Source organism: Nitrogeniibacter aestuarii, from assembly GCF_017309585.1.
GTDB classification, from domain to species: domain Bacteria; phylum Pseudomonadota; class Gammaproteobacteria; order Burkholderiales; family Rhodocyclaceae; genus Nitrogeniibacter; species Nitrogeniibacter aestuarii.
In genome coordinates this window covers 3,609,283-3,634,719 of sequence record NZ_CP071321.1, presented here as the reverse complement: position 1 = coordinate 3,634,719, position 25,437 = coordinate 3,609,283, and the positions used below count along the sequence as shown (strand labels likewise).

The window sequence follows — 25,437 nt, the reverse complement described above, 5'->3', positions numbered from 1 at the left end:
TCATGCGATTGATTCATATAAGAGGGCTGGCCGCCGTCGCTGCCGTGCTGGTCAGCGGCCTGAGCTGGGGCGCGACCGAGCCGCCGCTCGTGGCCGAGTTCAGACCCGACCCGGCCGAGCGGGCGGCGTTTCCCACCCAGACCATGATGCTCGACGCCGCTCGTGCCGGCGCGCGTATCGTCGCGGTGGGCGACCGGGGCGTGATCCTGCTCTCTGACGATGATGGCAAGCGCTATCGCCAGGCCCGGTCCGTGCCTGTGGGGGCGACGCTCACCTCGGTGAGTTTCATCGACGAGAAGAACGGCTGGGCCGTGGGCCACTGGGGGGCCATCCTGCGGACCACCGATGGCGGCGAGAGCTGGACACAGCAGCGTCTGGATGTCGCCGAGGATCGCCCCCTGTTTGCGGTCCACTTCACGGATGCACAGCACGGTGTGGCCGTCGGATTGTGGTCCCTGGTGTTGCGCACCGACGATGGCGGTGCGCACTGGTTGCCGGTGGAGCTGCCGGCCCCGCCGGGCGAGCGTTTTGCCGACCGCAACCTGTTCGCTGCATTCGGCAGTGGACGCATCTTCTACGTGGCCGGAGAGCGCGGGACGGTGCTCAGCTCCCACGATGGCGGGCAGACCTGGACCTACCACATGACCGGCTATCGCGGTTCGTTCTGGACCGGGACCGCCTTTGATGATGGCACGGTGCTTGTCGCCGGCATGCGCGGCAACGTGTATCGCAGCAGCGACGGCGGCATGCAATGGACCGAGATCGACAGCGGTGTGCGCACCTCGCTCACGTCGATACAGCACTTGAACGGCGAAACGCTGGCGGTCGGGCTCGACGGGGTGATCCTCTCGAGCCGGGATGAAGGCCGCACGTTCAAGGTCACCCAGCAGGCAGACCGTCAGGCACTGACCGCAGTGGTGCCGCTCCGGGACGGCGCCGCCGCCCTGTTCGCACGCGGGGGCGTCGTGCCAGCGCAGCCTTGAAGCAAACCGTGGGCGAGTACGCCCGAGGGCAGGGCGCATGAACGCCGGCATGCCGGTGGCTGGCCGGCGTGAGGGCTCGTCGGCCCCGCTGATCGCCATCGGCGCGGTCACCAGCGTGGAGTTCGTCGAGACCGGCATGGTGATGTTCTCGGCGGACAGCATCGCGGCCGGTGCCGCGGTCGATGAACAGGCGCTGGCGTTTTCGTTCACTCTGTACGGGGTGGCGGCCATCTTCATGCTGTTCCAGCACCAGTGGGTGGTCGAACGGCTGGGGTATCGGCGCTTCGTGCTGCTGTCGCTTGGCGTATTTGCGCTGGGCGGCCTGCTGTGTGCCGTTGCCGACGGCGTCGTCGCGTTTTCCGTCGGGCGGCTGTTGCAGGGGCTGGCCGGGGCCACCTTCTTCACGGCCGGGCGCATGATGATCAACGATCTGCCCCCGGGGCGGCGCACGGCCGGCCTGCTGGTCTTCGTCGGCAGCCTGCTGGCCGGATCTGCCGCCGCGCCCTTGCTGGCGGCCGGCCTGCTTGCCGCCGGCGGGTGGCGCGCCCTGTTCTGCTTTCCGGTTCTTCAAGCGCTGTGCGTGGCCTGGGTCGCTGCCGGGCACCTGTCGCATCGAGTCGCCCCGCCGGAATCCCGAAGTACGGAACACTGGGGCTGGCTGACCTGGCTGGCACTGGGAGTTTTCGGGCTGCAGCTGGTGATCCACGACATTCCCCATGCCGGATCGGACGTGCCCGCCCGCGCACTGTGGATCGGGCTGGGCTCGGTCGCCATTCTTGCGCTGTTCACCTGGCGCCAATGGCAGCTTGAGCAGCCGTTGATCAACACGCGGGCCCTGTGGCAGGCCCGCTATCTGATGGGCATTGCGCTGTACTTCACCGGCTACGGCATGATCGGTGCCATCGGTTACCTGTTGCCCATGTACCTTCATCGCGGGCTCGGATTCGCCTTGTTCGACACCGCGATCCTGGTGAGCGTCAGCCTCGGCGCGAGTGTGCTCACCGCGCTCGTCCATATCTGCGTTGCCCATCGCTGGCCCTGGCATCGTGTCTACATGGTGGCGGGGCTTGCGCTCTATGCCCTCGGCACCCTCGCGCTGGTGCGCCCGGAGGCGCATCCGACGGGGTGGGATCTGCTGCCGGGCGTGCTCGCCACTGGCGTGGCGATTCCGCTGTTCATCGGGCCGGTCGCGTTCGGGACGTTTTCGGAACTGCATGCGTCCGTCTTTTCGCATGCGTATCAGATCAAGAACGTGGTTCGTCAGTTCGGGCTGTCGAGCAGCGTCGCCATGGCGAGCCTTTTTCTCCAGGTGCTGGCGATCGAGCCGTCACAGCGTCCGGCATGGGCATGGGTGTTGAGCCGGGCGAGCGAGAGTCTGGGGCCCGATCCGGGGGGTGACCCGCTGCGCGCGGGTGTCAGTGCCCTGTTCGTCATGCTTGCCGTAGCGACCGTGCCGGCCGGCATCGTGGTGATCGTGCAGCGGCCGCTGCGCTGAACGGCGGGCTACTGCGGCTGCGAGATGCGCTCGGTGATCTCGGCCGCTGCGCGGGTCACCAGACCGATCAGGTAGTCCCGATTGAACGCGTCGAAGCGCTCCGTCCCACCCACCAGGGTGATGCTGCCCAGCACGCGTTTCTTCTCGTCGAAGATCGGGGCCGCGAGACCGCTCTTGTCGGCATCGAGTTCGCCGCGACTGATGCAGTAGCCCTGTTTGCGGATCTGCAGCATGGCCTTGGAGAACGCCTTCCACGTCGGGCCGATGTGCTCCAGATCGGCATCTTCGGCATGGGTCTCGTACATCCGCTTGAGCTGGCGCGGCAGCAGGTAGGCCAGGATGACCCGTGCCGTGGCGCTGTGGAACAGATCCATGGGGTCGCCACGCCCGAAGTTCAGCTGTGAGGGCTCGCGGCCCGGGGTCTGGTGCACGTTGATCACCGTCGAGCCATACAGCTCGCTGAGCAGCACATGCAGGCCGGTCTCGCTCGCCAGGTGAGCAATCCATTCGCGACTCTCGACCAGGATCGGGTTGTGCTCGGTCATAAAACGGTCGAGTTCGATGATTCGCGGCCCCAGCGTGTAACCGCGCGGAATGCGCACGAGCAGCCCGACGCCGCTCAGTTCGCGGACATACCGGTAGGCGCTGGCTGGTGCATAGCCGAGCGTCTCGCAGACGAAATCCACATCGATCACAGGGTGTTGAGGAGTGAAGAGCTCGAGGATGTCGAGCATGCGCCGGAGGCTGTTCATCGTGTTGTGTTCAAAGGTTGGCGGTCATTCAAGAGGGCGGCCAGGTGCGGATGCAGGGCGTTGCGCCACCGGTCGCGGCGCGACACCCGCGACGAGCCCGCCGCCGTTTGCCCCGCATTCTGGCCCATTTTCCATCGACTGGGGGCATCGGGGCTGTCCGGGTGCATGCGCTGCACAGGCCTGATGGCAACAGATTTGAAGAATTCCGATTATCCACAATCACGAGAAATAAGAAAATTTAATTGATCCTTATCAATCTTTCGTTTGCATTTCTCTCGCTATTTGATAATCTCGCAAAAAACTTAACAGAGAGATCATCATGACGGGCGCAGAAATCTTGCTTGCGAATTTGCAGGCCAACGGGGTCTCGGTTTGCTTTGCCAATCCGGGCACCACCGAGCTGGATGTGGTGCGGGCCTTCGAGAGCCAGGGTGAAATGCGATGCGTGGTCGGGCTGCAGGAAAACGTCTGCACCGGCGCCGCCGATGGCTACGGGCGCATGACCGGCCACGCTGCCGCGACCCTGCTGCACCTCGGCCCCGGCTTCGCCAACGGGATTGCCAACCTTCACAACGCGCGCCGGGCACGCACCCCCATCGTCAATGTGATCGGTGATCACACGAGTTGGCATCTGCCTTACGACGCGCCGCTGACCTCCGACATCGAGTCGCTGGCCAAGCCGGTGTCCGGCTGGGTGCATCGCATCGGCAGTGTCGAGGCGGTCGCCGATGATGCGGCTGAGGCCGTTGCACAGACCCGGCAGAACGGCGGCCAGGGCGCCACCCTGATCTTCCCGGCCGACTTCCAGTCGGCGCCGAGTGACGCGGTGGTCAAAGCGCTCGACGAAGTGGGGGTGCGCGTGAAGGCATCCGGTTTCGACGCCGACACGGTGCTCACCCGACTCAAGGCCAGCCGCCGTATCGTGTTTCTGCTCGGCGGTGGCGGTACCCAGAGCGGCTTGAGCGCGCGCGGACAGATCGCGGTGGCGCGCCTGTGCGCGGCGCTGGATGCAACGGCGTTTGCCGAGACCTTCCCGGCGCGTGCCGAGCGCGGCGCGGGCCTGCCGGCCTTCGACCGTCTGCCGTATTTCCCCGAGCCGGCGCGTGAAGTGCTGGACCCGGCCGATCTGGTGGTGCTGGTCGGGGCGCTGCCGCCGGTGACCTACTTCGGCTACGAGGGCCACCCCAGCCGGATGGTCGAAGACGAACGCCTGCTCACCCTGAGCCTGCCGGGCGAGGCCGCGGTCGAGCGTCTCGAAGCCCTGGTGACCGCGCTGGACGCGCCTGCCTATGTCGTCCCTGCGGCGCATCTGCCCGCGCCGGCCACAGGCGCACTGACACCGGCGGCCATCGGTCAGACGCTGGCGGCCACGCTGCCCGAGAACGCCATCGTGTCGGTCGAGGGGGGCACCTGCGGATACCCGTTCTATGCCGTGTCCGCTGCCGCCCGGCGGCACACCGCGCTCACCAACACCGGTGGGGCAATCGGGCAGGGGCTGCCCGTGGCGATGGGGGCGGCCATTGCCTGTCCGGATCGCCAGGTGGTCGGGCTGCTCTCGGACGGCAGCACGCAATACACCATCCAGACCCTGTGGTCGCTGGCCCACGAGAACCTGAACGTCGTGGTGCTGATCGCCGCCAACCACCAGTACGCCATCTTGCGCAACGAGCTGCGCCGTGGCGAGGCGCCGCTGGGCGAACGCGCCGAGGCCATGACGAGCCTGGCAGGCCCCCGGATCGACTGGGTCCGACTGGCCGAATCCTATGGCGTACGCGGCTCGCGCGCCGAAACCGCCGAAGCCCTCGCCGAGCAGCTCGAAGCCGCCTTTGCCCACAAAGGGCCGGCACTGATCGAAATGGCGCTGTAAGCGCCGGACTCTTCCAAAAAAACCTGTGTGGCAACCGTGACAACGCGGTTGGCCACGTTCCCCTGCAAGGAGCAATCGTGGATCTGAATCTGAAAGGCAAAGTGGCTGTCGTGACTGGCGGCAGTCTGGGTATCGGGCGCGCCGTCACCGAGGCGCTGGCCGCCGAGGGCGTGCGCGTGGCCATCGTGGCCCGCAGCCAGGGGCCGCTCGAAGCGGCGGCACGCGAGATCGAGGCGCAGACCGGCGTTGAGATTCTCGCCGTCCCGGCCGACGTGAGCAGCACCGAACAGGTCGAGTCGATGATGGCTCGGGTGGCCGAGCACTTCGGGCGCATCGACATTCTGGTCAACGGTGCGGCGCATCCGGGCGGCCTGGTGCGCACCGAAATCGAGCACGCCAATCCCGAGGGGCTGCTCGAGGACATCAACATCAAGGTGGTCGGCTACATGCGCTGCGCCAAGTTCGCCTCGGCCTACATGAAGAACAACGGTTTTGGCCGGATCATCAACATCGGCGGCCTGACCGGGCGCGGCAGCAAGCAGCTCTCGGGCATGCGCAACGTGGCGATCTGTCACCTGACCAAGACCCTCTCGGATCAGCTCGGACCCCACGGCATCACCGTGAACGTGATTCATCCGGGTGTGGTCGAGACGCCGCACATCCACGAGTTGTACGCCAAGGAAGCCAAGATCCAGGGCCTCACACCCGGTGAGGTGGAGGCCAACTACGCCAAGGTGACGCCCATCCGGCGCGTGCTGCAGCCCAACGAAATCGCCGACACCGTGGTGTTCCTTGCGTCCGAACGGGCCGGGGCCATCACCGGCGAGTCGATTGCCATCGACGGCGGCATTACCCGCGGCGTCTTCCTCTGAAACCAGCCCATTTCCGGAGTCAATCATGAAAGGAACCATCCTGGTCGCCACTGCCGGCCAAGGCATTGTGCGCAGCGTCGATGACGGCGCCACATGGCATCGCCTCGGACTCAAGGAAGCCATCGAATTCGATGGTGTCGTCCGTGCGCTGGCCGTCGATCCGTCCGACCCCAAGCGTGTCCTCGCCGGTGCCGATGTCGGCATGTGTCTGAGTACCGACGGTGGCGCCCACTTCTCGCGCGTCGACTCGCCGATGAACGGGCAGACCGTGTGGGCCATCGCCTTCGATCCGGGCAATCCGAAGAACGTCTTTGCCGGCACCGGCGCGCCATCGCGTGCGCGCATGTACCGCTCGCGTGACGGCGGTGAGAGCTGGACGGATCTGGGCGTCGAGCTGCCCGAATTCTGCAAGGGCGTGAATCGCCCGCGGATCCTGAGCATCTGTGTCAGTCCCGTCGATGGCGACGAGGTCTGGTTCGGTGTCGAGGAGGGCGGTGCATGGCGCAGCAACGACGGCGGCGACCACTGGACGCGCGTCGACTCGCCCGAGTGTGCCATCTCCAACTCCGATATCCACGCGGTTGCCGTGCTGCCGCCGCATGACAGGCACCCGATCAAGCGGGTCGTGCTGACGGTCAATTCGGTGTTCGAAAGCACCGACAACGGCGACACCTGGAGCGGCAAGGCCTCCAAGGAGCGCTTCGACGGCATGTACTACACCCGCACGGTCCAGGTGGTCGATGCGGCCGGCGATGAACTGCTGCTGGCCATCGGTGACGGCACGCCGGGCACGCGCACGGCCATCTACCGCTCGGACGATCGCGGCGCGAGCTGGACTCGGGCCGTGCTCCATACGGCACCCAATTCGACCGTCTGGGCATTCGGCGCCCATGCGTCCGACCGCTCGCTGCTGTTCGCGGGCACCAAGTACGGACACCTGCTGCGCTCGACCGACGGCGGCCGCTCGTGGTTCAAGGACTGGCGTGACTTCAGTGAAATCACGGCCGTGACCTGGACGCCCTTCGAGGCGCCGGTCAGAGCCCATCCCCAATCGATCGATTAAGGAGGCTGCGACCGTGAGCACCCCAACGGAAGACGTCAAACCCCGCATTCGCAGAACCCATATTGCGTTGTATGTGAAGAACCCGTTCGAGGCGGTCGGCTGGTACAAGGACGTGCTCGGCATGATCGAGACTGCCCGCGGCGAACGCTGGGTGTTTCTCTCCTTCGGCACCAAGCATCACGACATCGCCCTGATTCAGGCCGATCCCACGATGGAAGGCGCTCAGGCCCGCGGCGAGATCAATCTGCAGCACTACGGGCTCGAGATCGACGGGACGATGGACGATCTGCGCCGGCTGTACGGGATGCTGCTGCGCAAGAACGTGCCGATCGTGAAGATCACCGACCACAAGGTCGGCTACGGCCTGTACTTCACCGACCCCGATGGCCACCGGTTCGAGTTCTTTCTCGAGACCATCCATGACGACGAAGAAGGACGGCGGGTGCTGGGCGAACACAACGCCCCCAGCGATCCGTTCGACCTCCAGCCGCTTTGAACATCCCACAGGAGTGACCCCCAGCATGAACGTCAAAGAACACAATTTCGGCGCCTTCCACGTGCGCAAGTGGTTCCTGCAGATCGAGGACACCAATGCCACCGAAAGCGGTGCACCCGCCGACGGCGAACCGGTGCGCAAGATCGTCCTGGCTGCCTGCGTGCACAACCCCTACGCCGGCCGTTTCGTGGAGGACCTGAGCGCCTGGATCGAGGCCTCTCCGGTGCTCGGGCGCGAGTTCGGCCGACGCATCCAGGCGGCTGCGGCCGGTCAGGCCATCGAAAGCTACGGCAAGGCGATCCTGGTCGGTATCGACGGCGACTACGAGCACGGCAATGCACTGCTCACCAACCCGGCGGCCAACCCGATTCGCGATGCGGTCGGTGGTGGCAAGTCGTGGGTGCCCTCGACCGGCAAGCGCGGCGGCCCCGGCACCATCCTCGATATTCCGCTGGCTCACAAGGACGCCCTGTATGTGCGCTCCCACTACGACACGGTCAGCGTGTGCTTCAACGATGCGCCCAATCGCGACGAAGTGCTGGTGTGCTGGGCGTTTGCCACGCGCGGGCGCCTGCATGCCCGACTCGGTGGCCTGAAGGCCTCCGACATCAAGGGTCAGGACGGGCTGAACTGATCATGGAGCGCCGCGATTTCACAGTGACGGTGGCGGGCCTTGGTTTGCACGTCACCGAATGGGGGGCGCGTGAGGCCCGCCCGGTGGTCATGTTGCATGGCATCCGGGGCTTTGCGGAAACCTTCGTCGGTGTGGCCGAGGCGCTGCAGCCCGAGTTCCGGGTGATTGCCTTCGATCAGCGTGGACGCGGCGATTCCGATTGGGACCCCGAACGGAACTACTACACCGACACCTATGTGAACGATGTACTGGCGGTCGTCGATACCCTCGGCATCGATCGATTCGATCTGCTCGGGCACTCGATGGGCGGTATCAATGCCATCGTGTTTGCGTCGCTCCATCCGGACCGGGTCGAACGCCTGATCATCGAGGACGCCGGCCCGGGGGCATTCGAGCACAGCCCCGGCGTGGCCCGCATCCGGCGCGAGATGGTCGAAACGCCGGTGCGCTTCGACGATTGGTCGGCCGCCAGCGAATTCATGCGTGGGCTGCGCCCCAGCGTGACCGAAGAGGCGCGGCAGCAACGGCTCAGAAGCATGCTCAAGGCCCTGCCGGACGGCGGGTACACCTGGCGCTACGACCATGCCGGCATTGCTGCCATCCGCCTTGAGCCGGATGGGGCACGGGTGCCCGATCTGCGCCCGCATGTGGCGGCACTCCGGTGCGACACCCTGGTGCTGAGGGGCGCACAGACCGACTACCTGCAGGCGGAGATGGCCCAGGACATGTGCCGGCTCAACCCGAAGGTCGTCACCACCGACATTGCCGGTGCCGGGCACTACGTGCATGACGACCAGCCGGTTCTCTTCAACCAGGCGGTGCGCGATTTTCTGCTGAGCGGTGCCGCGAAAACAGACACGAAGGTCACGACATCATGATCTGCGAGCAAAGAACCTACTCCCTGGTGCCCGGTGGCGTCAGGGAATACCTGCGGCTTTACAACGAGATGGCGCGCGAGGTGCAAGTGAGCATCCTCGGCGACCTGGTGGCGTTGCTGCAACCGGAGGGGGGCGACCTGAACCAGCTGGTCTTCCTGTGGCGATTCGACAGTTTCGACGCCCGCCGCGAGCGCCGCGAGCGCCTGCTGGCCGACCCGCGCTTTACGGAATTCCGCAAGGCCAGCCGCCATTTGCTGGTTCGCCAGGAGAGCCGGCTGCTCAGTCCCGTTTGAGCCCGCAGACAGAAGAGGTATGCGCATGAATCCACAGACTGCCGTTCCCGTATTGATTGTCGGCGCGGGCCCGGTTGGCGTCTCGATTGCCAACCTGCTCGGCTCCTACGGGGTGGAAACACTCCTGGTGGACCGGAGCCCGGCGATTCTCAACTACCCGCGCGCCGTCGGGCTGGACGACGAAGCCCTGCGGACGTTTCAGGCCTTCGGCATGGCAGAGCCCATGCTGCGAAACATGATCCAGAACGTGCCGATGCGCATGTACACCGCACGCAAGAAGTGCTTCGCGGAAATTCTCCCCAGTACCCGGGAGTTCGGCTGGTTTCGCCGCAATCTGTTCTCGCAGCCGCTGGGCGAGGGTACCTTGCGCGAGGGGCTCGCACGCTATCCGAACGTCACCATGGCGCTGGGCATGGAGCTGAAGTCGCTGCAGCAGGACGCCGATGGCGTCGAGGCTGTGCTGCAGGACGAAGCCGGCCAGACCCGGAGCGTGCGTGCCCGGTATGTGGTCGGTTCGGATGGCGCACGCAGCACGGTGCGCGAACTGCTGAAGGTGCCGTACGAGGGACAGACCCATGCGCACAAGTGGGCGGTCATCGAGTGTGACGGCGATCCGCTGGACGCCCCATACACCGCGTTGCATTGCGAGCCGCAGCGACCGTACGTCTGCCTGCGTCTGCCCTACGGGCTGCGTCGCTGGGAGTTCATGATGTTCGCCGGCGAGGACGAAGAGCAGATTCTCAAGCCGGAAAAGGTGCTCGACCTGCTGCGTAACCATGTGGCGAATCCGGAGACCCTCAACGTGATCCGGGCACGGGTCTACACGCACAACTCTCGCGTGGCGAAGTCCTTTGTCGTCGGGCGCGTGTGCCTGGCGGGCGATACCGCCCACATCACGCCGCCGTGGATCGGTCAGGGGCTCAACGCCGGTCTGCGCGATGCCTTCAATCTGGCCTGGAAGCTGGCCTGGATCATCCAGGGGCGGCTCAAGCCCGAGCTGCTGCAGAGCTACCACGACGAGCGTCACGCCCACGCCAAGGCCATGATCGATCTGGCCGACCTGTTCGGCTCGGCCTTGTCGGTGCGCAATCGCTTCGTGGCCTGGTTGCGCGACCGCTTCTTCCTGTCGATCCGCAATCTGCCCGGTATCCGCGACTACATCCTGCAGATGCGCTTCAAGCCCATGCCCCGTTTTTCGACCGGGGTGGTGCTCAACTCCGGCAAGCGCGCGCAGGACGACTCGGTCGGGCGCATGTTCATCCAGCCGAATGTGGAGGCGGCGCCCGGACATTCGCAGCGTCTCGATGATGTGATCGGCGGACGCTTCGCCCTGATCGGATGGCGCTGCGACCCGCTGGCCCATGCGCCGGCCGGGCTGCTCGACGCGCTGGAGCGCCTGGGATGCGATCGCTACGTCGGCGTGCGGGCCTGCAGCGGGAATCATGAAATCCCTTCGCGAACCGGGGCCGGCGAGGGCGCCAAGGTGATCAACGATGTCGAGAACACGCTGCACTTCTGGTTCCATTCGCGATCGGTCGACTGGGTCCTGATTCGTCCGGATCGCTTTGTGGCGGCGGTGGGTTCGGCCGACGACGCCATCGGCCAGCTGACCCGCTTCTGCGCGCAGACACTCCCGGAGGGGGGCGCCGCGACGCAGGCCCGGGGCAACCCGCACGCCGAGGAAGCGGCGGCCTGACGGCACCGCCTGCGCCCACCCACCATCCACCAGAGAAGACTCATGTATCCCGAACTTTTCAATTACATCGACGGGCAGTTCGTCGGCGGTCGTGACCGCGACGGGCAAGCCGTTTTCGACCCTGCGACCGGCGAGTCCATTGGTCATCTGCCATGGGCGAGCCGTGATGAGCTGGATCACGCACTCGATGCCGCCGGGCGCGCGTTCGAGCACTGGCGAAGCAGTTCGCCCATGGTGCGGGCCGAGGTGTTGCGCAAGGTGGCCGCGCTGACCCGGCAACGGGCCGACGACATCGGACGGAACATCACCCTGGACAACGGCAAGCCGGTGGCCGAAGCCGTGGCCGAGGTGATGAACAGCGCCGAGCATATCGAGTGGAGCGCGGAAGAGTGCCGGCGCATCTACGGGCGGGTTGTCCCGTCGCGTGATCCGCAGGTTCGCCAGCTCGTGGTGCGCGAGCCGGTCGGGGTGTGTGCGGCGTTCAGCCCGTGGAATTTCCCCTTCAGTCAGGCCGTCAAGAAAGTGGCGGCCGCGATCGGCGCCGGTTGCACGGTCATCCTCAAGGGGCCGGAAGAGTCGCCCAGCGCCATCGTCGCGCTGGCGCGGCTGTTCCACGATGCCGGACTGCCGGCCGGCGTGTTCAACATCGTGTGGGGCCGACCGGCGGACGTTTCGCGGCATCTGATCGAGTCGCCCATCGTGCGCAAGGTGTCGTTCACCGGCTCGGTGCCGGTGGGCAAGCAACTGGCCGCAATGGCCGGCGCCCACATGAAACGGGTGAGCATGGAGCTGGGCGGGCATTCGCCGGTCATCGTCTGCGACGACGCTGACGTCGATCAGGCAGCGATCCTGCTGTCGCGCTACAAGGTGCGCAATGCCGGTCAGGTGTGTGTGTCGCCCTCGCGTTTCTATGTCCAGTCCGGCGTGTACGAGCAGTTCGTGGCCCGCTTCAAGGCGGCCATCGACGGGGTCAAGGTCGGGCACGGGCTCGACGAAGGCACGCAGATGGGCCCGCTTGTTCACGAGCGGCGCCGGGCAGCGGTGACGGAACTGGTGGACGATGCGGTCAGCCACGGTGGCGAAGTGCTCAGTGGCGGCGCCAGCATCGGAGAGAAGGGCTTCTTCTATGCGCCAACGATCATCGCCGGCGTGCCCGACCAGGCGCGCATCATGAACGAGGAGCCTTTCGGGCCGGTGGCACCGCTGACCCGTTTCGACGATCTCGACGAAGTCCTGCGACGCGCCAACAGTGTGCCGTACGGGTTGGCCTCTTATGTCTTCACCACTTCGATCAAGAATGCGACGCATCTGTCCAACGGGCTGGAGGTCGGCATGGTGAACATCAATCATTCAGGCATGGCGCACCCGGAACTGCCGTTCGGCGGGGTGAAGGACAGCGGCGTGGGCAGCGAAGGCGGGACCGAGACCTTTGACAGCTACCTTGTGACCAAGATGATCAGCCAGATCTGATCGGCGCCCGACTCTCCTGACCTGCACTGACCCAAGGATGCCTTCCCCATGCTAGCGCTTCACGACTCCAGCCTGCTGCGACAACAATGCCTGATCGGCGGGCAATGGATGTCCGCCCCCGAACAGATTGACGTCATCAATCCCGCCACCGGTGAGCGCATCGCCTCGGTGCCCCGGCTGGGGCCTGAAGCCGCCTCGGCCGCGGTCGCCGCCGCCAGTGAGGCCTGGCCCGCATGGCGCGCCGAAACCGCCAAGGCACGTGCCGCCGTTCTGCGGCAGTGGTTCGAACTGATCATGGCGAATCAGGACGACCTGGCCCGCATCATGACGGCGGAGCAGGGCAAGCCACTGGCCGAGGCCCGGGGTGAAATTGCCTATGCCGCCTCTTTCATCGAATGGTTTGCCGAAGAGGCGAAACGTACCTATGGAGACGTTGTGCCGTCGCCGGTGAGCAGTCAGCGCATCGTGGTCACGAAAGAGCCGATCGGGGTGTGCGCGGCCATTACGCCGTGGAACTTCCCGGCCGCCATGATCACCCGCAAGGCCGGGCCCGCGCTGGCCGCTGGCTGCACCATGGTGGTCAAGCCGGCCTCGCAGACGCCGCTGACTGCGCTCGCCCTGGCCGCGTTGGCAGAGCGCGCTGGCGTACCGCCCGGGGTGCTCTCGGTGGTCACCGGCTCAGCCGGCGAGATCGGAAGCATCCTTGCCACCGATCCGCGGGTGCGAAAACTGAGCTTTACCGGGTCCACCGAGGTCGGCCGGGTGCTCATGGCCCAGAGCGCATCGACCGTCAAGAAAGTGTCGATGGAGCTGGGGGGCAATGCGCCGTTCATCGTCTTCGAAGACGCCGACCTGGATGCCGCGGTCGCCGGCGCCATGCTGTCGAAGTACCGCAATGCCGGCCAGACCTGCGTCTGCGCCAACCGGCTGTATGTGCATGACAAGGTCTATGATGCCTTCGCCGAAAAACTGGTGCGGGCGGTCAATGCCCTCAAGATCGGCAACGGTGTGGAGGCCGGAGTCTCCATCGGCCCGCTGATCGATGCCAGAGCGGTCGCCAAGGTTCAGGAGCACATCGCTGATGCCACCGCCAAGGGCGCGCGCGTCCTGACAGGCGGCAAGACTCACACCCTCGGGCACTCGTTCTTCGAGCCCACCGTGCTGGCCGACGTGACGCCGACCATGGCCGTGGCCCGGGAAGAAACCTTCGGCCCCCTGGCGCCGCTGTTCCGTTTCTCGACCGAGGACGAAGTGGTGGCCATGGCCAATGACACCGAATTCGGGCTCGCAAGCTACTTCTACGCGCGTGACCTGGGGCGCGTCTGGCGGGTTGCCGAGCGTCTGGAATACGGCATGGTGGGAGTCAACACCGGATTGATCTCGAACGAGGTGGCCCCCTTCGGGGGCGTCAAGCAGTCCGGCATCGGGCGCGAGGGCTCACGCTACGGAATCGAGGATTATCTGGTGGTGAAGTACATCAATATGGGCGGGCTGGATGCCTGATGCCGCGAGGTCGATGTTCAAGCGGTCGGCACGGTGGGCTGACTGATTGAAGTATCCGGAAGCAATCTGGCTGAGGATCGCCACGACGCAATCAGGCCCGGCATCGCCGGGCCTTTTTGTTGCCGATCACGCTATGCTTGGCCGAACGACACCTGATCTGATCCGGAAGCATCTCATGAGCCAAGAACTGTTGCCCTGCGTTGAAATCGAAACCCGCCCGAATCCAACCCATGCGGTCATCTGGATGCATGGTCTGGGCGCGGACGGGCATGACTTCGAACCGATTGTGGACGAATTCGACACCGAGGCCTTGCCGCCCACACGTTTCGTTTTCCCGCATGCGCCTGCGCGCCCGGTGACGATCAACGGGGGGTATGTCATGCGCGCCTGGTACGACATCCTGAGCCAGGACTTTGCCCAGCGGCGGGAAGATCCGGCGGGCGTGATCGAATCGGCGGCCCGGATCGAAGCACTCATTGCGCGCGAGAACGAGCGCGGTGTGCCCGATGGCAATATCGTGCTGGCCGGGTTTTCGCAGGGCGGTGCGATTGCCTTGCACACCGCGCTGAGACACGGCAAGACGCTGGCCGGGGTGTTGGCCCTGTCGACGTATCTGCCCCTTGCCGACACGCTTGCGGCCGAGGCCAGCGACGCCAACGCCGCGACGCCGATCTTCATGGCCCATGGCCGGGACGACGCCGTGATTCCTCACGCTTTTGCCCAGAAATCGTACGAGCAGCTCAAATCGGCGGGCTACCCGATCGAGTGGCAGACCTATTTTGTCGAACACGGCATCGTGCTCGAAGAGGTGCGTGACATCGAGCGCTGGCTGGTGCGGGTGCTCAAGGCCTGAAACAGAACAGCCCCTCGAGAGGGGCTGTTTTCCTTGGGCGTGCCCAGGCTTACTTCTTGTTGGCTTCGGCCTTGGCGATGGCCTCTTCGAGCTTGTCAGCCGATACATAGCCGCCGATGCGTGAGCCGTCGGACAGGAAGATGGTCGGGGTACCGCCCACGCGCAGTTGCTGACCCAGTTCGATGTTGGCGTCGATGGCCTTGGTGTCGCAGTCCGTCGGGCCGGTGGGTTTGATGCCGTCGGCAATCCAGTCCATCCACGCCTGCCCCGGTTTCTTGCTGCACCAGATCTGCTTGGACTTGGTGGTCGAATCCGCACTGAGGATGGGGTACAGGAAGGTGTAGACCGTCACGTTGTCCATGTTCTGGATTTCCTGCGCCAGGCGCTTGCAGAAACCGCAGTTGGGGTCCTCGAAGGTGGCGATCACGCGCTCACCCTTGCCCTGGACATGCTTGACGGCATGTTCGAGGGGCAGGGTGGCGAAATCGATGGCGTTGAGTTCGTTCTTGCGCGCCTGGGTGAGGTTCTCGCGGCTGCCCGCTTCGATGATGCTGCCGGTGAAGATGTACTTCACCTCTTCATCGACATACACGAGCTCGCCCGACTGCAGGACGACTTCGTACAGGCCGGCGTAGGGGGTGGCACTGACCGAGCTGACGACCGGCGCGCCGATGAATTTTTCCATCCTGGCCTTGACCTCGGCGTCACCCGCGTGGGCAAGGGTGGCGGCAAGGCCGAGCGCCAGGATGCCAGCGCGCAGGGAAAACGTTTTCATTGAGTCTCTCTCCAGATTCTTCAGAAATGACCACTGACGGCATAACGCACCAGTGAGTTGCGTATGACCGGCAGGCGGTTGGTGAGGTTCAGCCCGAGATTGCGAATGCCTGACAGCAGGCTGTTATCCGGCTTGAACAGGCGATTGAGGGCATGGGTGGTGGATTGCAGCAATGTGGTCTCTTCGGCGCGGGCACGGGCGTACGCGCCGAGAATGGCGGCTTCGCCCGGATCTCGCCAGGCCGGCAGGTCGGCCAGCAGCCCGGCGAGCACCTTGGCGTCCTGGTAGCCGAGGTTGATGCCATGGCCCGAGAGCGGGTGGATGGCATGCGCAGCATCGCCGATCAGCGCGATGCGAGGCGCAGTGGGGTTGCTCACGCGCATCAGCCGCAAAGGAAAGGCGGCGGCTTCGGTCACCAGTTCGAGCGCGCCCAGCTGATGGCCGGCGGCCTCGGCGACGCGATCGCACAGGGCGCTGGCGTCGAGCGACACCAGTTCGTCGGCGTGCGCATCGGGCGTGGACCAGACTATGGAAATCATCTGGTCCGGCAAGGGCAGGTAGGCGAGGATGCCGTCCGGCCGGAACCACTGGTAGGCAGTGTTACGGTGCGGTTTCTCGCAACGGAAGTTGGCGACCACGCCTTTTTCTTGGTAGGGGGTTGTCTTCGCTTCGATACCCGCCTGTTCGCGGACCCAGCTGCGGGCGCCATCGGCGGCGACCACGAGTCTGGCGGTCAGGGTGCGGCCATCGTCGAGCGTGAGGGTGGCGGCATCGTCAGTCACGTCGATGGCTGACGGGCTGGCCGGGCAGATCAGGGTGAGGTTGTGCTGGCGCTTGATGGTTTCCCACAGCTCTCGCTGCATGAGACCGGATTCGACGATCCAGGCCAGCTCGCGCAAGCCGCAGTCATAGGCCGAGAAGGACAGCTCGCCGCCGGCGTCGCCCCTGATCTGCATATCGTAGACCGGTGTGAGGCGATGGGTGTCGAGATGTTGCCAGGCGCCGATCTCGCTCAGAAAGTCTGCGTTGGTGGGGCTGATGGCGTAGATGCGCGAATCCCAGCCAGGGCTCTGAGCCGGCGGGCGTGACTCGATCACGGCAATCTTGAGGCGGCTGCTGCGCAAGGCCGCAGCGAGGCTGGCGCCTGCCAGGCCGGCGCCAACGATGATCAGGTCAAAATCCATGGAATGGGCCTACAATCAAACAGCATCATATGAATGCAACGGATTCGGGGCAATGATGTCACAAAGACCCGAACGACGGCCGAAAGCTGACATCGGTTCGTTATAGGCACTGCCTATTACAAAAATTTGTACGTTCAATTGGATTGATTTGATCGCGTGCCCTAGCATGCAATCACTCACTCGATTTCATCGACACCAGCAACCAGACAAAGGAGTCATTCATGTCGACACTGATCAACACCAAGATCAAACCGTTCAAGTCCCAAGCGTACGTTAACGGCGAATTCAAGGAAGTGACCGATCAGGACCTGATGGGCAAGTGGTCCGTGGTGTTCTTCTACCCGGCTGACTTCACCTTCGTGTGCCCGACCGAACTGGGCGACCTGGCTGACAGCTACGCCAAGCTGCAGGAAATGGGCGTTGAAGTGTACTCCGTGTCCACCGACACCCACTTCACCCACAAGGCCTGGCACGACGCCTCCGAAACCATCAAGAAGATCAAGTACCCGATGCTGGGTGACCCGACCGGCACGATCTCCCGCAACTTCGAAGTCATGATCGAAGAAGAAGGCCTGGCCCTGCGCGGCACCTTCGTGATCAACCCGGAAGGCGAGATCAAGGTTGCCGAGATTCACGATCTGGGTATCGGCCGTGACGCCAAGGAACTGGTCCGCAAGGTCCAGGCGGCTCAGTACGTGGCCTCCCACCCGGGCGAAGTCTGCCCGGCCAAGTGGACCCCGGGTGAAGCCACCCTGGCCCCGTCGCTGGACCTGGTCGGCAAAATCTGATTTTGCTGCCAAGGCTGCCGCAGCGCGGCGGCCTCTCCCCTCGGGGCGGCGAGAAAGACCGGGACGACCCGGTGCTTTCTCCGCCGCTTCCGATGGGGGACGCTCCATGAGGGGGTGTCGGCAAGAGGCCTGAGACGACTTTTTGCCAACACCGCTTCACCCTGTGCCCGGGTGACCGGGATTTTTTACGCCTGAATTTCCTTGAAAAGGGAGGCCACCGATGCTTGATGCCAACCTCAAACAACAACTGACCGCTTACCTCCAGCACGTGACCCAGCCGATCGAGCTGACCGCCAGTTTCGACGACCGGCCTGCGTCTGCCGAACTGCGCGAGTTGCTGAGCGAGATCGTGGAACTGTCCGACAAGATCACCCTGATCGAGTCTGAAGACGACACCGAACGCAAGCCGTCCTTCCGCGTCAATCGCAAGGGCGCCGATATGGGTATCCGCTTTGCGGGCATCCCCATGGGCCACGAGTTCACGTCTCTCGTGCTGGCACTGCTGCAGGCGGGCGGCCATCCGTCCAAGACCGACGCCGAGACCATCGAGCAGATCAAGGGGCTTCAGGGCAGCTTCGAGTTCATCACGTACATCTCCCTGTCGTGCCAGAACTGCCCGGACGTGGTGCAGGCGCTCAACCTGATGGCGGTGCTCAATCCGAACGTGCGTCACACCATGGTCGACGGTGCGCTCTTCCAGGAAGAAGTGGAAGCGCAAAAGATCATGGCCGTGCCGACCGTGTATCTGAACGGTCAGGAATTCGGTCAGGGGCGCATGACGCTCAAGGAAATCCTCAACAAGGTGGATTCCGGCGCCCAGGCCAAGGCCGCCGCCAGGCTCGCCGACAAGGACCCGTACGACGTGCTCATCGTGGGGGGCGGCCCGGCCGGCGCAGCCGCGGCGATCTACGCCGCACGCAAGGGTGTGCGCACCGGTGTGCTGTCCGAGCGTTTCGGTGGTCAGGTGATGGACACCATGGCCATCGAAAACTTCATCTCCGTGAAGGAGACCGAAGGGCTGAAGCTGGCGGCGGCGCTCGAAGAACACGTCAAGCAATACGATGTGGACATCATGGACGGCTTCCGCGCCGAGGCCCTGGTGCCGGGCGACATGGCCGAAATCAAGGTGGCCGGCGGTGGTTCGCTCAAGGCAAAGTCAGTGATCATCGCCACTGGCGCACGCTGGCGCGAGATGAATGTGCCGGGTGAGCGTGAATACCGGGGCAAGGGCGTGGCCTACTGCCCACACTGCGATGGCCCCTTGTTCAAGGGCAAGCGCGTGGCGGTGATCGGCGGGGGTAACTCCGGCGTCGAGGCTGCGATTGACCTGGCCGGTATCGTCGGCCATGTCACACTGCTCGAGTTTGCCGATGCCCTGCGTGCCGACGCGGTGCTGCAGGCCAAGCTCAAGAGTCTGCCGAACGTGACCATCCACACCATGGCGCAATCGACGGAAGTGACCGGTGCCGATGGCAAGGTCAACGGCCTGACCTACACCGACCGCACCACGGGCCAGTCCCACCATGTGGAGCTCGAAGGCATCTTCGTGCAGATCGGCCTGCTGCCGAATACCGACTGGCTCAAGGGTACGGTCGATCTGTCGAAGTTTGGCGAGATCGAGATCAATCCGCGCTGCGAAACGAACGTGCCGGGTGTGTTTGCGGCCGGCGATGCGACCACGGTGCCCTACAAGCAGATCGTCATCGCCATGGGCGAGGGCTCCAAGGCGGCACTGACGGCCTTTGATCACCTCATTCGCTCGTCGGCACCGGCCGAGGCCGCGACGGCCTGACCGGACTGGCACCACAAAGCAAACGGGCGCCTTATGGCGCCCGTTTTTCGTTCTGAGCAAAACGCTATTCGATCCCGTCGGAGAACACCGGTTGATGCCAGAACGTGCCATACGCTGCTTCTGACGCGGTATCGGTGCGCCAGTGACCATCGCGCATGGCTTCGACCATGCGACGCATGCGCTCGGCGTCTTCGACCGTGAATCCGCGCTTGAAGTCGGTCAGCAGCAGGCGGGATCGACTGGGCCAGTTGCCCGGGGCGTCGTCGATGGCGAGCCATTGCATGTCGTTGGCGGCGTTCTGTGTCATCCACTGGCGTGCTTCGCGCTCACGCAGTCCGTACATGTTGCCCCCGGACTTGGGCAGGATCAGCGGCGTGGTGCCGACGATGCGATGCTGGATATCGTCCGAGAACCGCCGCCTGAGCTTGGGCAGGGAGTAGAGGGTTCGCCAGTCGGAAGTGATGACCACGCGCAACTGGTCGAACTCACGCACCACGTCTTCGAAGAGCGGCAGACAGCGGAAGTCTTCCACTTCACGCCAGGGGTGGGTCACGCCATCGAAATCGAGAAAAGCGATGATGCTTTCGGGCGGCATTTCAAGCTCCTGCCTGCGGTTGCGCGGAAATGTTGCGCTGCGTCAACAAAGTGCCATGGCTGCATGGATTTGTCACGGTAAACGTCGTAGATTGGAACTCCTTTAAGAATATTTGATGCTGTTGCATTGCAGTAATGTTGCAGTCAAGGAGTGGATTGATGGAACCCATCGTCGATTTGAGCGGCAAAGTCGGCCTGATTACCGGTATTGCCAATGAGAAGTCCATTTCCACCGGGGTCGCCGAGTCCTGCGTGGACGCCGGTGCGAAGGTGGTGATCACCTACCAGAACGAGAAGACGCTGGCATTCATCGAACCCATCGTGCACCGACTGGGCCTGGAGCACGTCTGCCTGATGGATGTCACCAAGCCCGAAACGGTGGCCGAGACCATGAGTCACATCGAAAGCGCGTTCGGCAAGCTCGACTTCGCGATCCACAGCATGGCCTTTGCCAAGCGCGACGATCTCCACGGCCGGGTGGTCGATACGTCGGCCGACGGTTTTGCCCTCGCCATGGACGTCTCCACGCATTCCTTCGTGCGTCTGGCCAAGGCCGTCGAGCCCTTGATGGAGAAGGCGGGGGGTGGTTCCTTGATCACCATGACCTACCTGGGCTCCGAGAAGGTCATCCCCAACTACGGCGTGATGGGCCTGTGCAAGGCGGCGCTCGAAGCGGCCACCCGCTACATGGCGTGCGAGCTGGGGCAGAAGGGGATTCGCGTGAATGCGGTCTCGCCGGGTCCGCTCATGACCCGCGCCGCGTCCGGTATTGCCCGATTCGACGATCTCATGGCCTCTGCCGTCGAGCGCTCGCCCATGCACGCTTTGGTGACGCCTGAGGACATCGGCGCGCTGACGGCCTTTCTGGTCTCCGATGCCGGTCGTCTGATCACGGGAGGTGTCCATTTCGTCGACGCCGGCTACAACATCATCGGCTAAGCTGTCTGCCATGGAGACCATGGCGTATTCCCGGGAGCGATTCGGCCGCAGTGAGCTGGTCTTTCCGGATCCGGTGCCCGACCATCCCTTATTGGTCGGGCGGCCGGAAATCGCACGTGGGGAGTACAGCATCGTCCTGCACGGGCCTGTGCCCGAACGCGTGTTCAAGGTGGTAAGTTCGCCGGCCGACCATTTCTTCCTCACGGCCGACGACCGCCCCGATGGCCCCCACTTTCCGCGTGTGTACGCGGATCATGGCGTGCTCGGTCGCGCTTCGACCGGCTATGTCATGCATCTGGTGGAACTGGAGCGGCTGGAGCCGCTGGCCCCCGGGAGTGCGGCTGCCCGTGACGCCGAGTGCATGATGTCCGCCTACTGGTCGGGCTGCCAGCAGTTTGCCCGTCTGGGGGATGAGATGGGACGCATGGCGCTGTATCACCTCATCGACAATCCGCCGCCGGCCCTGCCGCCCTCGGTGATCAGTGCGCTGGTGGCCTTGTCGAACTTCATCGAGAACTATCAAGTACGACCCGACATTCTGAGTGCGGGCAATCTGATGGCGCGTGGGGATGGCACATTGGTGTTTTCCGATCCGGTCTTCCTCGGATAGACACCGTCCGTCGGATGGCGTCGTTGCGCGCGTCACGGTCGTTACCTGAGTCTCGGGCGGCTGCGACGCCTTCTCCCTAAACTCCCGTTTCAGTTTTTGTCCGAACGCCAGAGCCATGTCTGCCGCCACGCTCGATCTCCCTCATGCCGGATTCCGCAAGGAACTCGATCAGGTGCGAACCCGCAGCCTGGCGGCACTGTGCGTGCTGCTGATCATCCTGGCGCTAATGCTGTTCACCGAACACCGGCAGGCGGCGGCCGGGGTGTTGCCGGCCGGTGCGTTTCTCGCGTTCAGTGCGCTGTGGTGGCTGTTCGTGACCGCCCGACCCGGCTGGTTGTCGGCCGATGGCCGCCGCCATCTGGCCCTGTTCGCAGATCACGGGTTCAACGCGTGGATGTGCTACGCCGTGGGCGAGCTCTATGGCCTGTTCTTCTGGGGCCCGGTCTTTGCCACGCTCGGGTACGGGCTGCGCTTCGGCAACCGCTATGCGCTGCGCTCGATCTCGGCTGCCGTGCTGTTCCAGTCCATGGCAATGATCGCCAGCGCCTACTGGTCGAAGCACCCCTACATGGCGATTGGCGTGCTTGCCTGTAATTCGATCCTGCCGGCATACGCCCTCAAACTGGCCTCCGCCATGCGCGCACGCGAGCGCGCGGCCGAGTTGCGCGCCCATCAGTTCGAGCTGTTCTCCCGCGTCGACCATCTGACCGGTGTGCTCAACCGCCACGGCTTTCTGCTGACCCTCGATGCGGTGCTGGCCAGTGGCTCCAGTGGCTGTCTCATGTTCATCGATCTGGACGACTTCAAGACCGTAAACGACCAGCGCGGTCATGATGCCGGCGACCGACTGCTGGTGGAGGTGGCCGAGGCCTTGCAGGCCGCGGTGCGTTCCACCGACGTGGTGGGGCGGCTCGGTGGTGACGAATTTGCCGTGCTCGTCGAGGGTGAGGACTCGGCGCACAGCGAAACCGTGGCTCGGCACATCATCGAGCGGGTCGGGCTGATTCAGCTGGGCCCTTCGGATCCGGCCGGCATTGGCGCCAGCGTGGGCGTCGTGACATGGAGTGGCGATCACCCGGTCGATGGCGAGCGCCTGCTCAAGTCGTCCGATCGCGCCATGTACGAGGCCAAGCGCCGGGGCAAGAACCGGGTGTGCTTCGCCTGAGCGATGCCGGTCTCAGGCGGGCAGACTGGCGCGCAGCCGGTGCATCTGCTCGTCGATCTCCGGGGTGCTGCCCTCGGCCTTCAAACCGGTGTCGATATGCGTTCGGGCGGGGGCGAAATCATCCTGGGCGAGGGCATCGAAGGCTCGTTTGTACTGCTTGAGTGCGCTCGTGTCCGGCAGTGTCTCCAGCGCCATCCAGGTATGCATGGCCTCTTCGAAGCGGCTGCGCGTGATCATCAGCAAGCCCAGGTGAAAGCGCGCGGCGTGCAGCTGGCCGTCAAGCGCCAGTGCGCGCTGCATTTGCGTCTCTGCCGCGTCGAACAGTTCCACATAGCCAAATTCGGCGCCCAGGGCGTAAGCCACTTCGGCGTCATCCGGAAAGGTTTCCGCCGCTGCCTTCAGCTGCTGCATGGACGTGGTGTGATCGTCGGCCGAGGCAGCAGCGCGTGCTGCGTCGAGCAAGTGGTGCGCGCTCTTTTCAGGCATGCAGGGGTTCCTCGTGGCATCGATACGGTCCATTGTGCCGCAAAGGCTGTGGGGCGCAAACCGCTGCGGGTGAGTCCCGATTGCATTTGGGCGAACGTCCTCATAGATTGATCACATTTGCCATGGATCGACGGAGAGACCGGGTGCACGCACTGCTCGAAGAACTCAAGGCCCTGCTGGGCGACGGAGGCGTGATCGAAGGCGCTGAGGTGGCGCAGCGGGCGACCAGTTTCTGGGACGCCCGGCCGCACCAGGCGCGCGCCATCGTGCGCCCACGCACGACCGGGGAGGTCTCCCGGGTGCTGGCGGCATGTCATGCGGCGGGCCACCCGGTGGTGACGCAGGGCGGGGTGACCGGTTGCTCCATGGGCGCGGATGCCCAGACCGGCGAGATTGCCCTGTCCACCGAGCGCATGCGCGCGATCGAGGCCATCGACCCGATCGGCGCGACGGCTACCGTGCAGGCCGGGGTCACCATGCAGAGCCTCCAGGAAGCGGCCCGCGAGCATGGGCTGCTGTATGCCGTCGATCTGGGCGCCCGGGGCAGTTGCACCATTGGCGGTAATGTGGCGACCAACGCCGGAGGCATCAATGTGCTGCGCTACGGCATGATGCGCGCCCAGGTGCTGGGGCTCGAAGCAGTGCTGGCCGATGGCACCGTGGTCTCGAGCATGAATCACATGCTCAAGAACAACGCGGGATTCGACATCAAGCAGCTGATGATCGGGACCGAGGGTGCGCTGGGCGTGGTTACCCGGGTGGTGGTGCGACTGCACCCGCTGCCCTCCAGTCGCAACACGGCCATGGTGGCGCTTCAGACCTTCGAGGAAGTCACAACCTTGCTCGGGCGCATGCAGCGCGAGATGGCCGGTACGCTCAGTGCCTTCGAAGTGATGTGGGACAACTACTATCTGGCCGCCACCGAGCCGGGCGGGCATCGCCCGCCGCTGGCGCGCGATTACCCGTTCTATGTGTTGATGGAAGCCGAAGGCGCCGACCCGGCGGCCGATGCGGTGCGCTTCGAGCAGGTGCTTGAGGCGGCCATGGAGCAGGGGCTCATCCTTGATGCCGTGATTCCGCAATCAGAGAGCGAGCGCCGCGCGCTGTGGGATATCCGCGAGAACTTCGAGTTCATGATGGCCAATCGCACCACCTATCTGTACGACGTGAGCCTGCCCATCCGCGAGATGGCGGGCTATGCGGCCGAGGTGCAGGCCTCGACCGCCGGCACGTGGCCGGATGGGCGCACCATCATCTTCGGCCATCTGGCCGATGGCAACCTGCACCTGTTCATCCAGCCGCAGGACGACAACGCCACCCATGCCGCATCGGATGCGCTGGTCTATGCACCCCTGACCACGCGCCATGGCTCGGTGTCCGCCGAGCATGGGATCGGACTGGAAAAGCAGGGCTGGCTGAACCGCTGCCGCACGGCCGCCGAGCTGGACCTGATGCGCACGCTCAAGCAGGCGCTCGATCCGAAAGGCATTCTCAACCCGGGCCGGGTCATTCCCCCGCCGTGAGGCGGGCGTGGGCGTCTTCGCGCCAGAAGGCCAGCGCGGTGAAATAGCCCTCCCACACGCAGCCGTTGCAGCCGCGGCCGCAACAGGTGGTGGGCGCCGGGGGCGGCGGGCGAAAGCCCTCGGCACGGGGACCGAGGGCCTGGAGGATTTCTTCGATCGCCGCTTCGGCCTCGGGGTGCGAGGCGAGGCGGCGGGTGAAGGCGTCGGCCATCAGTGCTTGGTGAGTTTGTCGAGGAGGCCCATGGCGAAGGCTGAGGCCACGAAAGTCATGTGAATGATGACGTACCATTTCAAGTGAACATAATCGATGTTCTGCGCGTTCATGAAAATCTTGAGCAGATGAATCGACGAGATTGCCACAATGGATGCCGCGACCTTGTTCTTGAGGCTGGACGAATCCATTTTCCCGAGCCAGCTGAGCTTTTCGCTACCTTCATCAATATCCAGCTGGGAGACGAAGTTCTCGTAGCTGGAGAGCATCACCATCACCAGCAGACCACCGACCAGTGCCATGTCGATCAGCGACAGGATGGTCAGGATCAAATCCGTCTCGGCAATTTCGAACACGTGGGGCAGGATGTGGGCCAGCTCCTGGAAGAATTTGAGCACCAGCGCGAGCACGGTGAGGCTCAGGCCGAAATAGAGCGGCGCGAGTAGCCATCGGGAGGCATACATGGCGCGCTCAAGCAGTTTTTCAATCATGGAACACCTGAATCCGGATTTTTG

26 protein-coding genes are annotated in these 25,437 nt (G+C 64.5%); 19 read left to right on the top strand and 7 right to left on the bottom strand.

Annotated elements, in window-relative coordinates:
* Positions 1-2 precede the first annotated feature (2 nt).
* Complete coding sequence (locus J0W34_RS16905; RefSeq protein WP_230969560.1) at positions 3-983, top strand: WD40/YVTN/BNR-like repeat-containing protein; 981 nt, start codon at positions 3-5, stop codon at positions 981-983.
* A 37-nt stretch (positions 984-1,020) separates the two neighbouring features.
* Positions 1,021-2,478 (top strand): MFS transporter, encoded by a 1,458-nt coding sequence (locus J0W34_RS16900; RefSeq protein ID WP_230969559.1) that lies wholly within the window; start codon positions 1,021-1,023, stop codon positions 2,476-2,478.
* A gap of 8 nt (positions 2,479-2,486) precedes the next feature.
* Here the strand turns inward: J0W34_RS16900 and J0W34_RS16895 are convergent, their stop codons facing one another.
* Entirely contained in the window at positions 2,487-3,230 is a 744-nt protein-coding gene (locus tag J0W34_RS16895) for an IclR family transcriptional regulator (RefSeq protein WP_230969558.1), read from the bottom strand.
* 319 nt (positions 3,231-3,549) lie between these two features.
* Here J0W34_RS16895 and J0W34_RS16890 point away from each other — a divergent pair, with 319 nt between their 5' ends.
* The 11 genes from J0W34_RS16890 to J0W34_RS16840 all read left to right on the top strand — a co-directional run bounded on the left by J0W34_RS16890 (position 3,550) and on the right by J0W34_RS16840 (position 14,855).
* Positions 3,550-5,097 (top strand): acetolactate synthase large subunit, encoded by a 1,548-nt coding sequence (locus J0W34_RS16890; RefSeq protein WP_230969557.1) that lies wholly within the window; start codon positions 3,550-3,552, stop codon positions 5,095-5,097.
* 77 nt (positions 5,098-5,174) lie between these two features.
* Positions 5,175-5,969, top strand: a complete 795-nt coding sequence (locus tag J0W34_RS16885) for an SDR family NAD(P)-dependent oxidoreductase (RefSeq protein ID WP_227816287.1) — start codon at positions 5,175-5,177, stop codon at positions 5,967-5,969.
* A gap of 25 nt (positions 5,970-5,994) precedes the next feature.
* A complete protein-coding gene (locus tag J0W34_RS16880; protein WP_227816288.1) occupies positions 5,995-7,032 on the top strand; it encodes a WD40/YVTN/BNR-like repeat-containing protein in 1,038 nt (345 codons plus the stop codon).
* 13 nt (positions 7,033-7,045) lie between these two features.
* The gene (locus J0W34_RS16875; RefSeq protein ID WP_227816289.1) at positions 7,046-7,528 is read left to right on the top strand and encodes a VOC family protein; all 483 of its coding nucleotides are present in this window, start codon (positions 7,046-7,048) and stop codon (positions 7,526-7,528) included.
* A 25-nt stretch (positions 7,529-7,553) separates the two neighbouring features.
* A complete protein-coding gene (locus J0W34_RS16870; RefSeq protein ID WP_227816290.1) occupies positions 7,554-8,162 on the top strand; it encodes an amino acid synthesis family protein in 609 nt (202 codons plus the stop codon).
* Positions 8,163-8,164: 2 nt separating this feature from the next.
* A complete protein-coding gene (locus J0W34_RS16865; protein WP_230969556.1) occupies positions 8,165-9,040 on the top strand; it encodes an alpha/beta fold hydrolase in 876 nt (291 codons plus the stop codon).
* Positions 9,037-9,333 carry an NIPSNAP family protein gene (locus J0W34_RS16860; protein WP_227816292.1) on the top strand — a complete coding sequence of 99 codons (297 nt, stop codon included), beginning with the start codon at positions 9,037-9,039 and terminating at the stop codon, positions 9,331-9,333. The genes J0W34_RS16865 and J0W34_RS16860 overlap by 4 nt, the downstream gene beginning before the upstream one ends.
* Positions 9,334-9,358: 25 nt before the next feature.
* Entirely contained in the window at positions 9,359-11,029 is a 1,671-nt protein-coding gene (locus J0W34_RS16855; protein ID WP_230969555.1) for a bifunctional 3-(3-hydroxy-phenyl)propionate/3-hydroxycinnamic acid hydroxylase, read from the top strand.
* A 42-nt stretch (positions 11,030-11,071) separates the two neighbouring features.
* A complete protein-coding gene (locus J0W34_RS16850; protein WP_230969554.1) occupies positions 11,072-12,499 on the top strand; it encodes an NAD-dependent succinate-semialdehyde dehydrogenase in 1,428 nt (475 codons plus the stop codon).
* A gap of 48 nt (positions 12,500-12,547) precedes the next feature.
* Positions 12,548-14,002, top strand: a complete 1,455-nt coding sequence (locus J0W34_RS16845) for an NAD-dependent succinate-semialdehyde dehydrogenase (protein ID WP_230969553.1) — start codon at positions 12,548-12,550, stop codon at positions 14,000-14,002.
* A 175-nt stretch (positions 14,003-14,177) separates the two neighbouring features.
* Positions 14,178-14,855: an alpha/beta hydrolase gene (locus J0W34_RS16840; RefSeq protein WP_230969552.1), complete on the top strand. Its 678-nt coding sequence runs from the start codon at positions 14,178-14,180 to the stop codon at positions 14,853-14,855.
* A 49-nt stretch (positions 14,856-14,904) separates the two neighbouring features.
* Here J0W34_RS16840 and J0W34_RS16835 read toward each other — a convergent pair whose 3' ends face one another.
* Positions 14,905-15,630: a DsbC family protein gene (locus tag J0W34_RS16835; RefSeq protein ID WP_227816297.1), complete on the bottom strand. Its 726-nt coding sequence runs from the start codon at positions 15,628-15,630 to the stop codon at positions 14,905-14,907.
* 20 nt (positions 15,631-15,650) lie between these two features.
* Complete coding sequence (locus J0W34_RS16830; protein WP_230969551.1) at positions 15,651-16,814, bottom strand: UbiH/UbiF family hydroxylase; 1,164 nt, start codon at positions 16,812-16,814, stop codon at positions 15,651-15,653.
* Positions 16,815-17,035: 221 nt separating this feature from the next.
* Here J0W34_RS16830 and ahpC point away from each other — a divergent pair, with 221 nt between their 5' ends.
* Both ahpC and ahpF read left to right on the top strand, forming a co-directional pair.
* Entirely contained in the window at positions 17,036-17,602 is a 567-nt protein-coding gene (ahpC, locus tag J0W34_RS16825; protein ID WP_227816299.1) for an alkyl hydroperoxide reductase subunit C, read from the top strand.
* 220 nt (positions 17,603-17,822) lie between these two features.
* Entirely contained in the window at positions 17,823-19,394 is a 1,572-nt protein-coding gene (gene ahpF, locus J0W34_RS16820) for an alkyl hydroperoxide reductase subunit F (protein ID WP_230969550.1), read from the top strand.
* A gap of 64 nt (positions 19,395-19,458) precedes the next feature.
* Here the strand turns inward: ahpF and J0W34_RS16815 are convergent, their stop codons facing one another.
* Positions 19,459-19,989: an HAD domain-containing protein gene (locus J0W34_RS16815; RefSeq protein ID WP_227816301.1), complete on the bottom strand. Its 531-nt coding sequence runs from the start codon at positions 19,987-19,989 to the stop codon at positions 19,459-19,461.
* 158 nt (positions 19,990-20,147) lie between these two features.
* Between J0W34_RS16815 and fabI the strand changes: the two genes are divergently transcribed.
* From fabI to J0W34_RS16800, 3 genes are all read left to right on the top strand, one after another.
* On the top strand, positions 20,148-20,927 hold the full coding sequence (fabI, locus tag J0W34_RS16810; RefSeq protein WP_227816302.1) for an enoyl-ACP reductase FabI: 780 nt from the start codon (positions 20,148-20,150) through the stop codon (positions 20,925-20,927).
* Positions 20,928-20,946: 19 nt separating this feature from the next.
* Positions 20,947-21,537: a hypothetical protein gene (locus tag J0W34_RS16805; RefSeq protein WP_331001525.1), complete on the top strand. Its 591-nt coding sequence runs from the start codon at positions 20,947-20,949 to the stop codon at positions 21,535-21,537.
* Between the two features lie 115 nt (positions 21,538-21,652).
* Entirely contained in the window at positions 21,653-22,702 is a 1,050-nt protein-coding gene (locus J0W34_RS16800) for a GGDEF domain-containing protein (RefSeq protein ID WP_230969548.1), read from the top strand.
* A 12-nt stretch (positions 22,703-22,714) separates the two neighbouring features.
* Here the strand turns inward: J0W34_RS16800 and J0W34_RS16795 are convergent, their stop codons facing one another.
* Positions 22,715-23,188: a tetratricopeptide repeat protein gene (locus tag J0W34_RS16795; protein WP_227816305.1), complete on the bottom strand. Its 474-nt coding sequence runs from the start codon at positions 23,186-23,188 to the stop codon at positions 22,715-22,717.
* Positions 23,189-23,310: 122 nt separating this feature from the next.
* On the opposite strand from J0W34_RS16795, the gene J0W34_RS16790 reads away from it, so the two are divergent.
* Positions 23,311-24,711: an FAD-binding oxidoreductase gene (locus J0W34_RS16790; RefSeq protein WP_230969547.1), complete on the top strand. Its 1,401-nt coding sequence runs from the start codon at positions 23,311-23,313 to the stop codon at positions 24,709-24,711.
* On the opposite strand, the gene J0W34_RS16785 is transcribed toward J0W34_RS16790, so the two are convergent.
* Both J0W34_RS16785 and J0W34_RS16780 read right to left on the bottom strand, forming a co-directional pair.
* Positions 24,695-24,922: an oxidoreductase-like domain-containing protein gene (locus J0W34_RS16785; protein WP_230969546.1), complete on the bottom strand. Its 228-nt coding sequence runs from the start codon at positions 24,920-24,922 to the stop codon at positions 24,695-24,697. The genes J0W34_RS16790 and J0W34_RS16785 overlap by 17 nt on opposite strands.
* A complete protein-coding gene (locus J0W34_RS16780; RefSeq protein ID WP_227816308.1) occupies positions 24,922-25,413 on the bottom strand; it encodes a TIGR00645 family protein in 492 nt (163 codons plus the stop codon). The genes J0W34_RS16785 and J0W34_RS16780 overlap by 1 nt, the downstream gene beginning before the upstream one ends.
* Positions 25,414-25,437 lie beyond the last annotated feature (24 nt).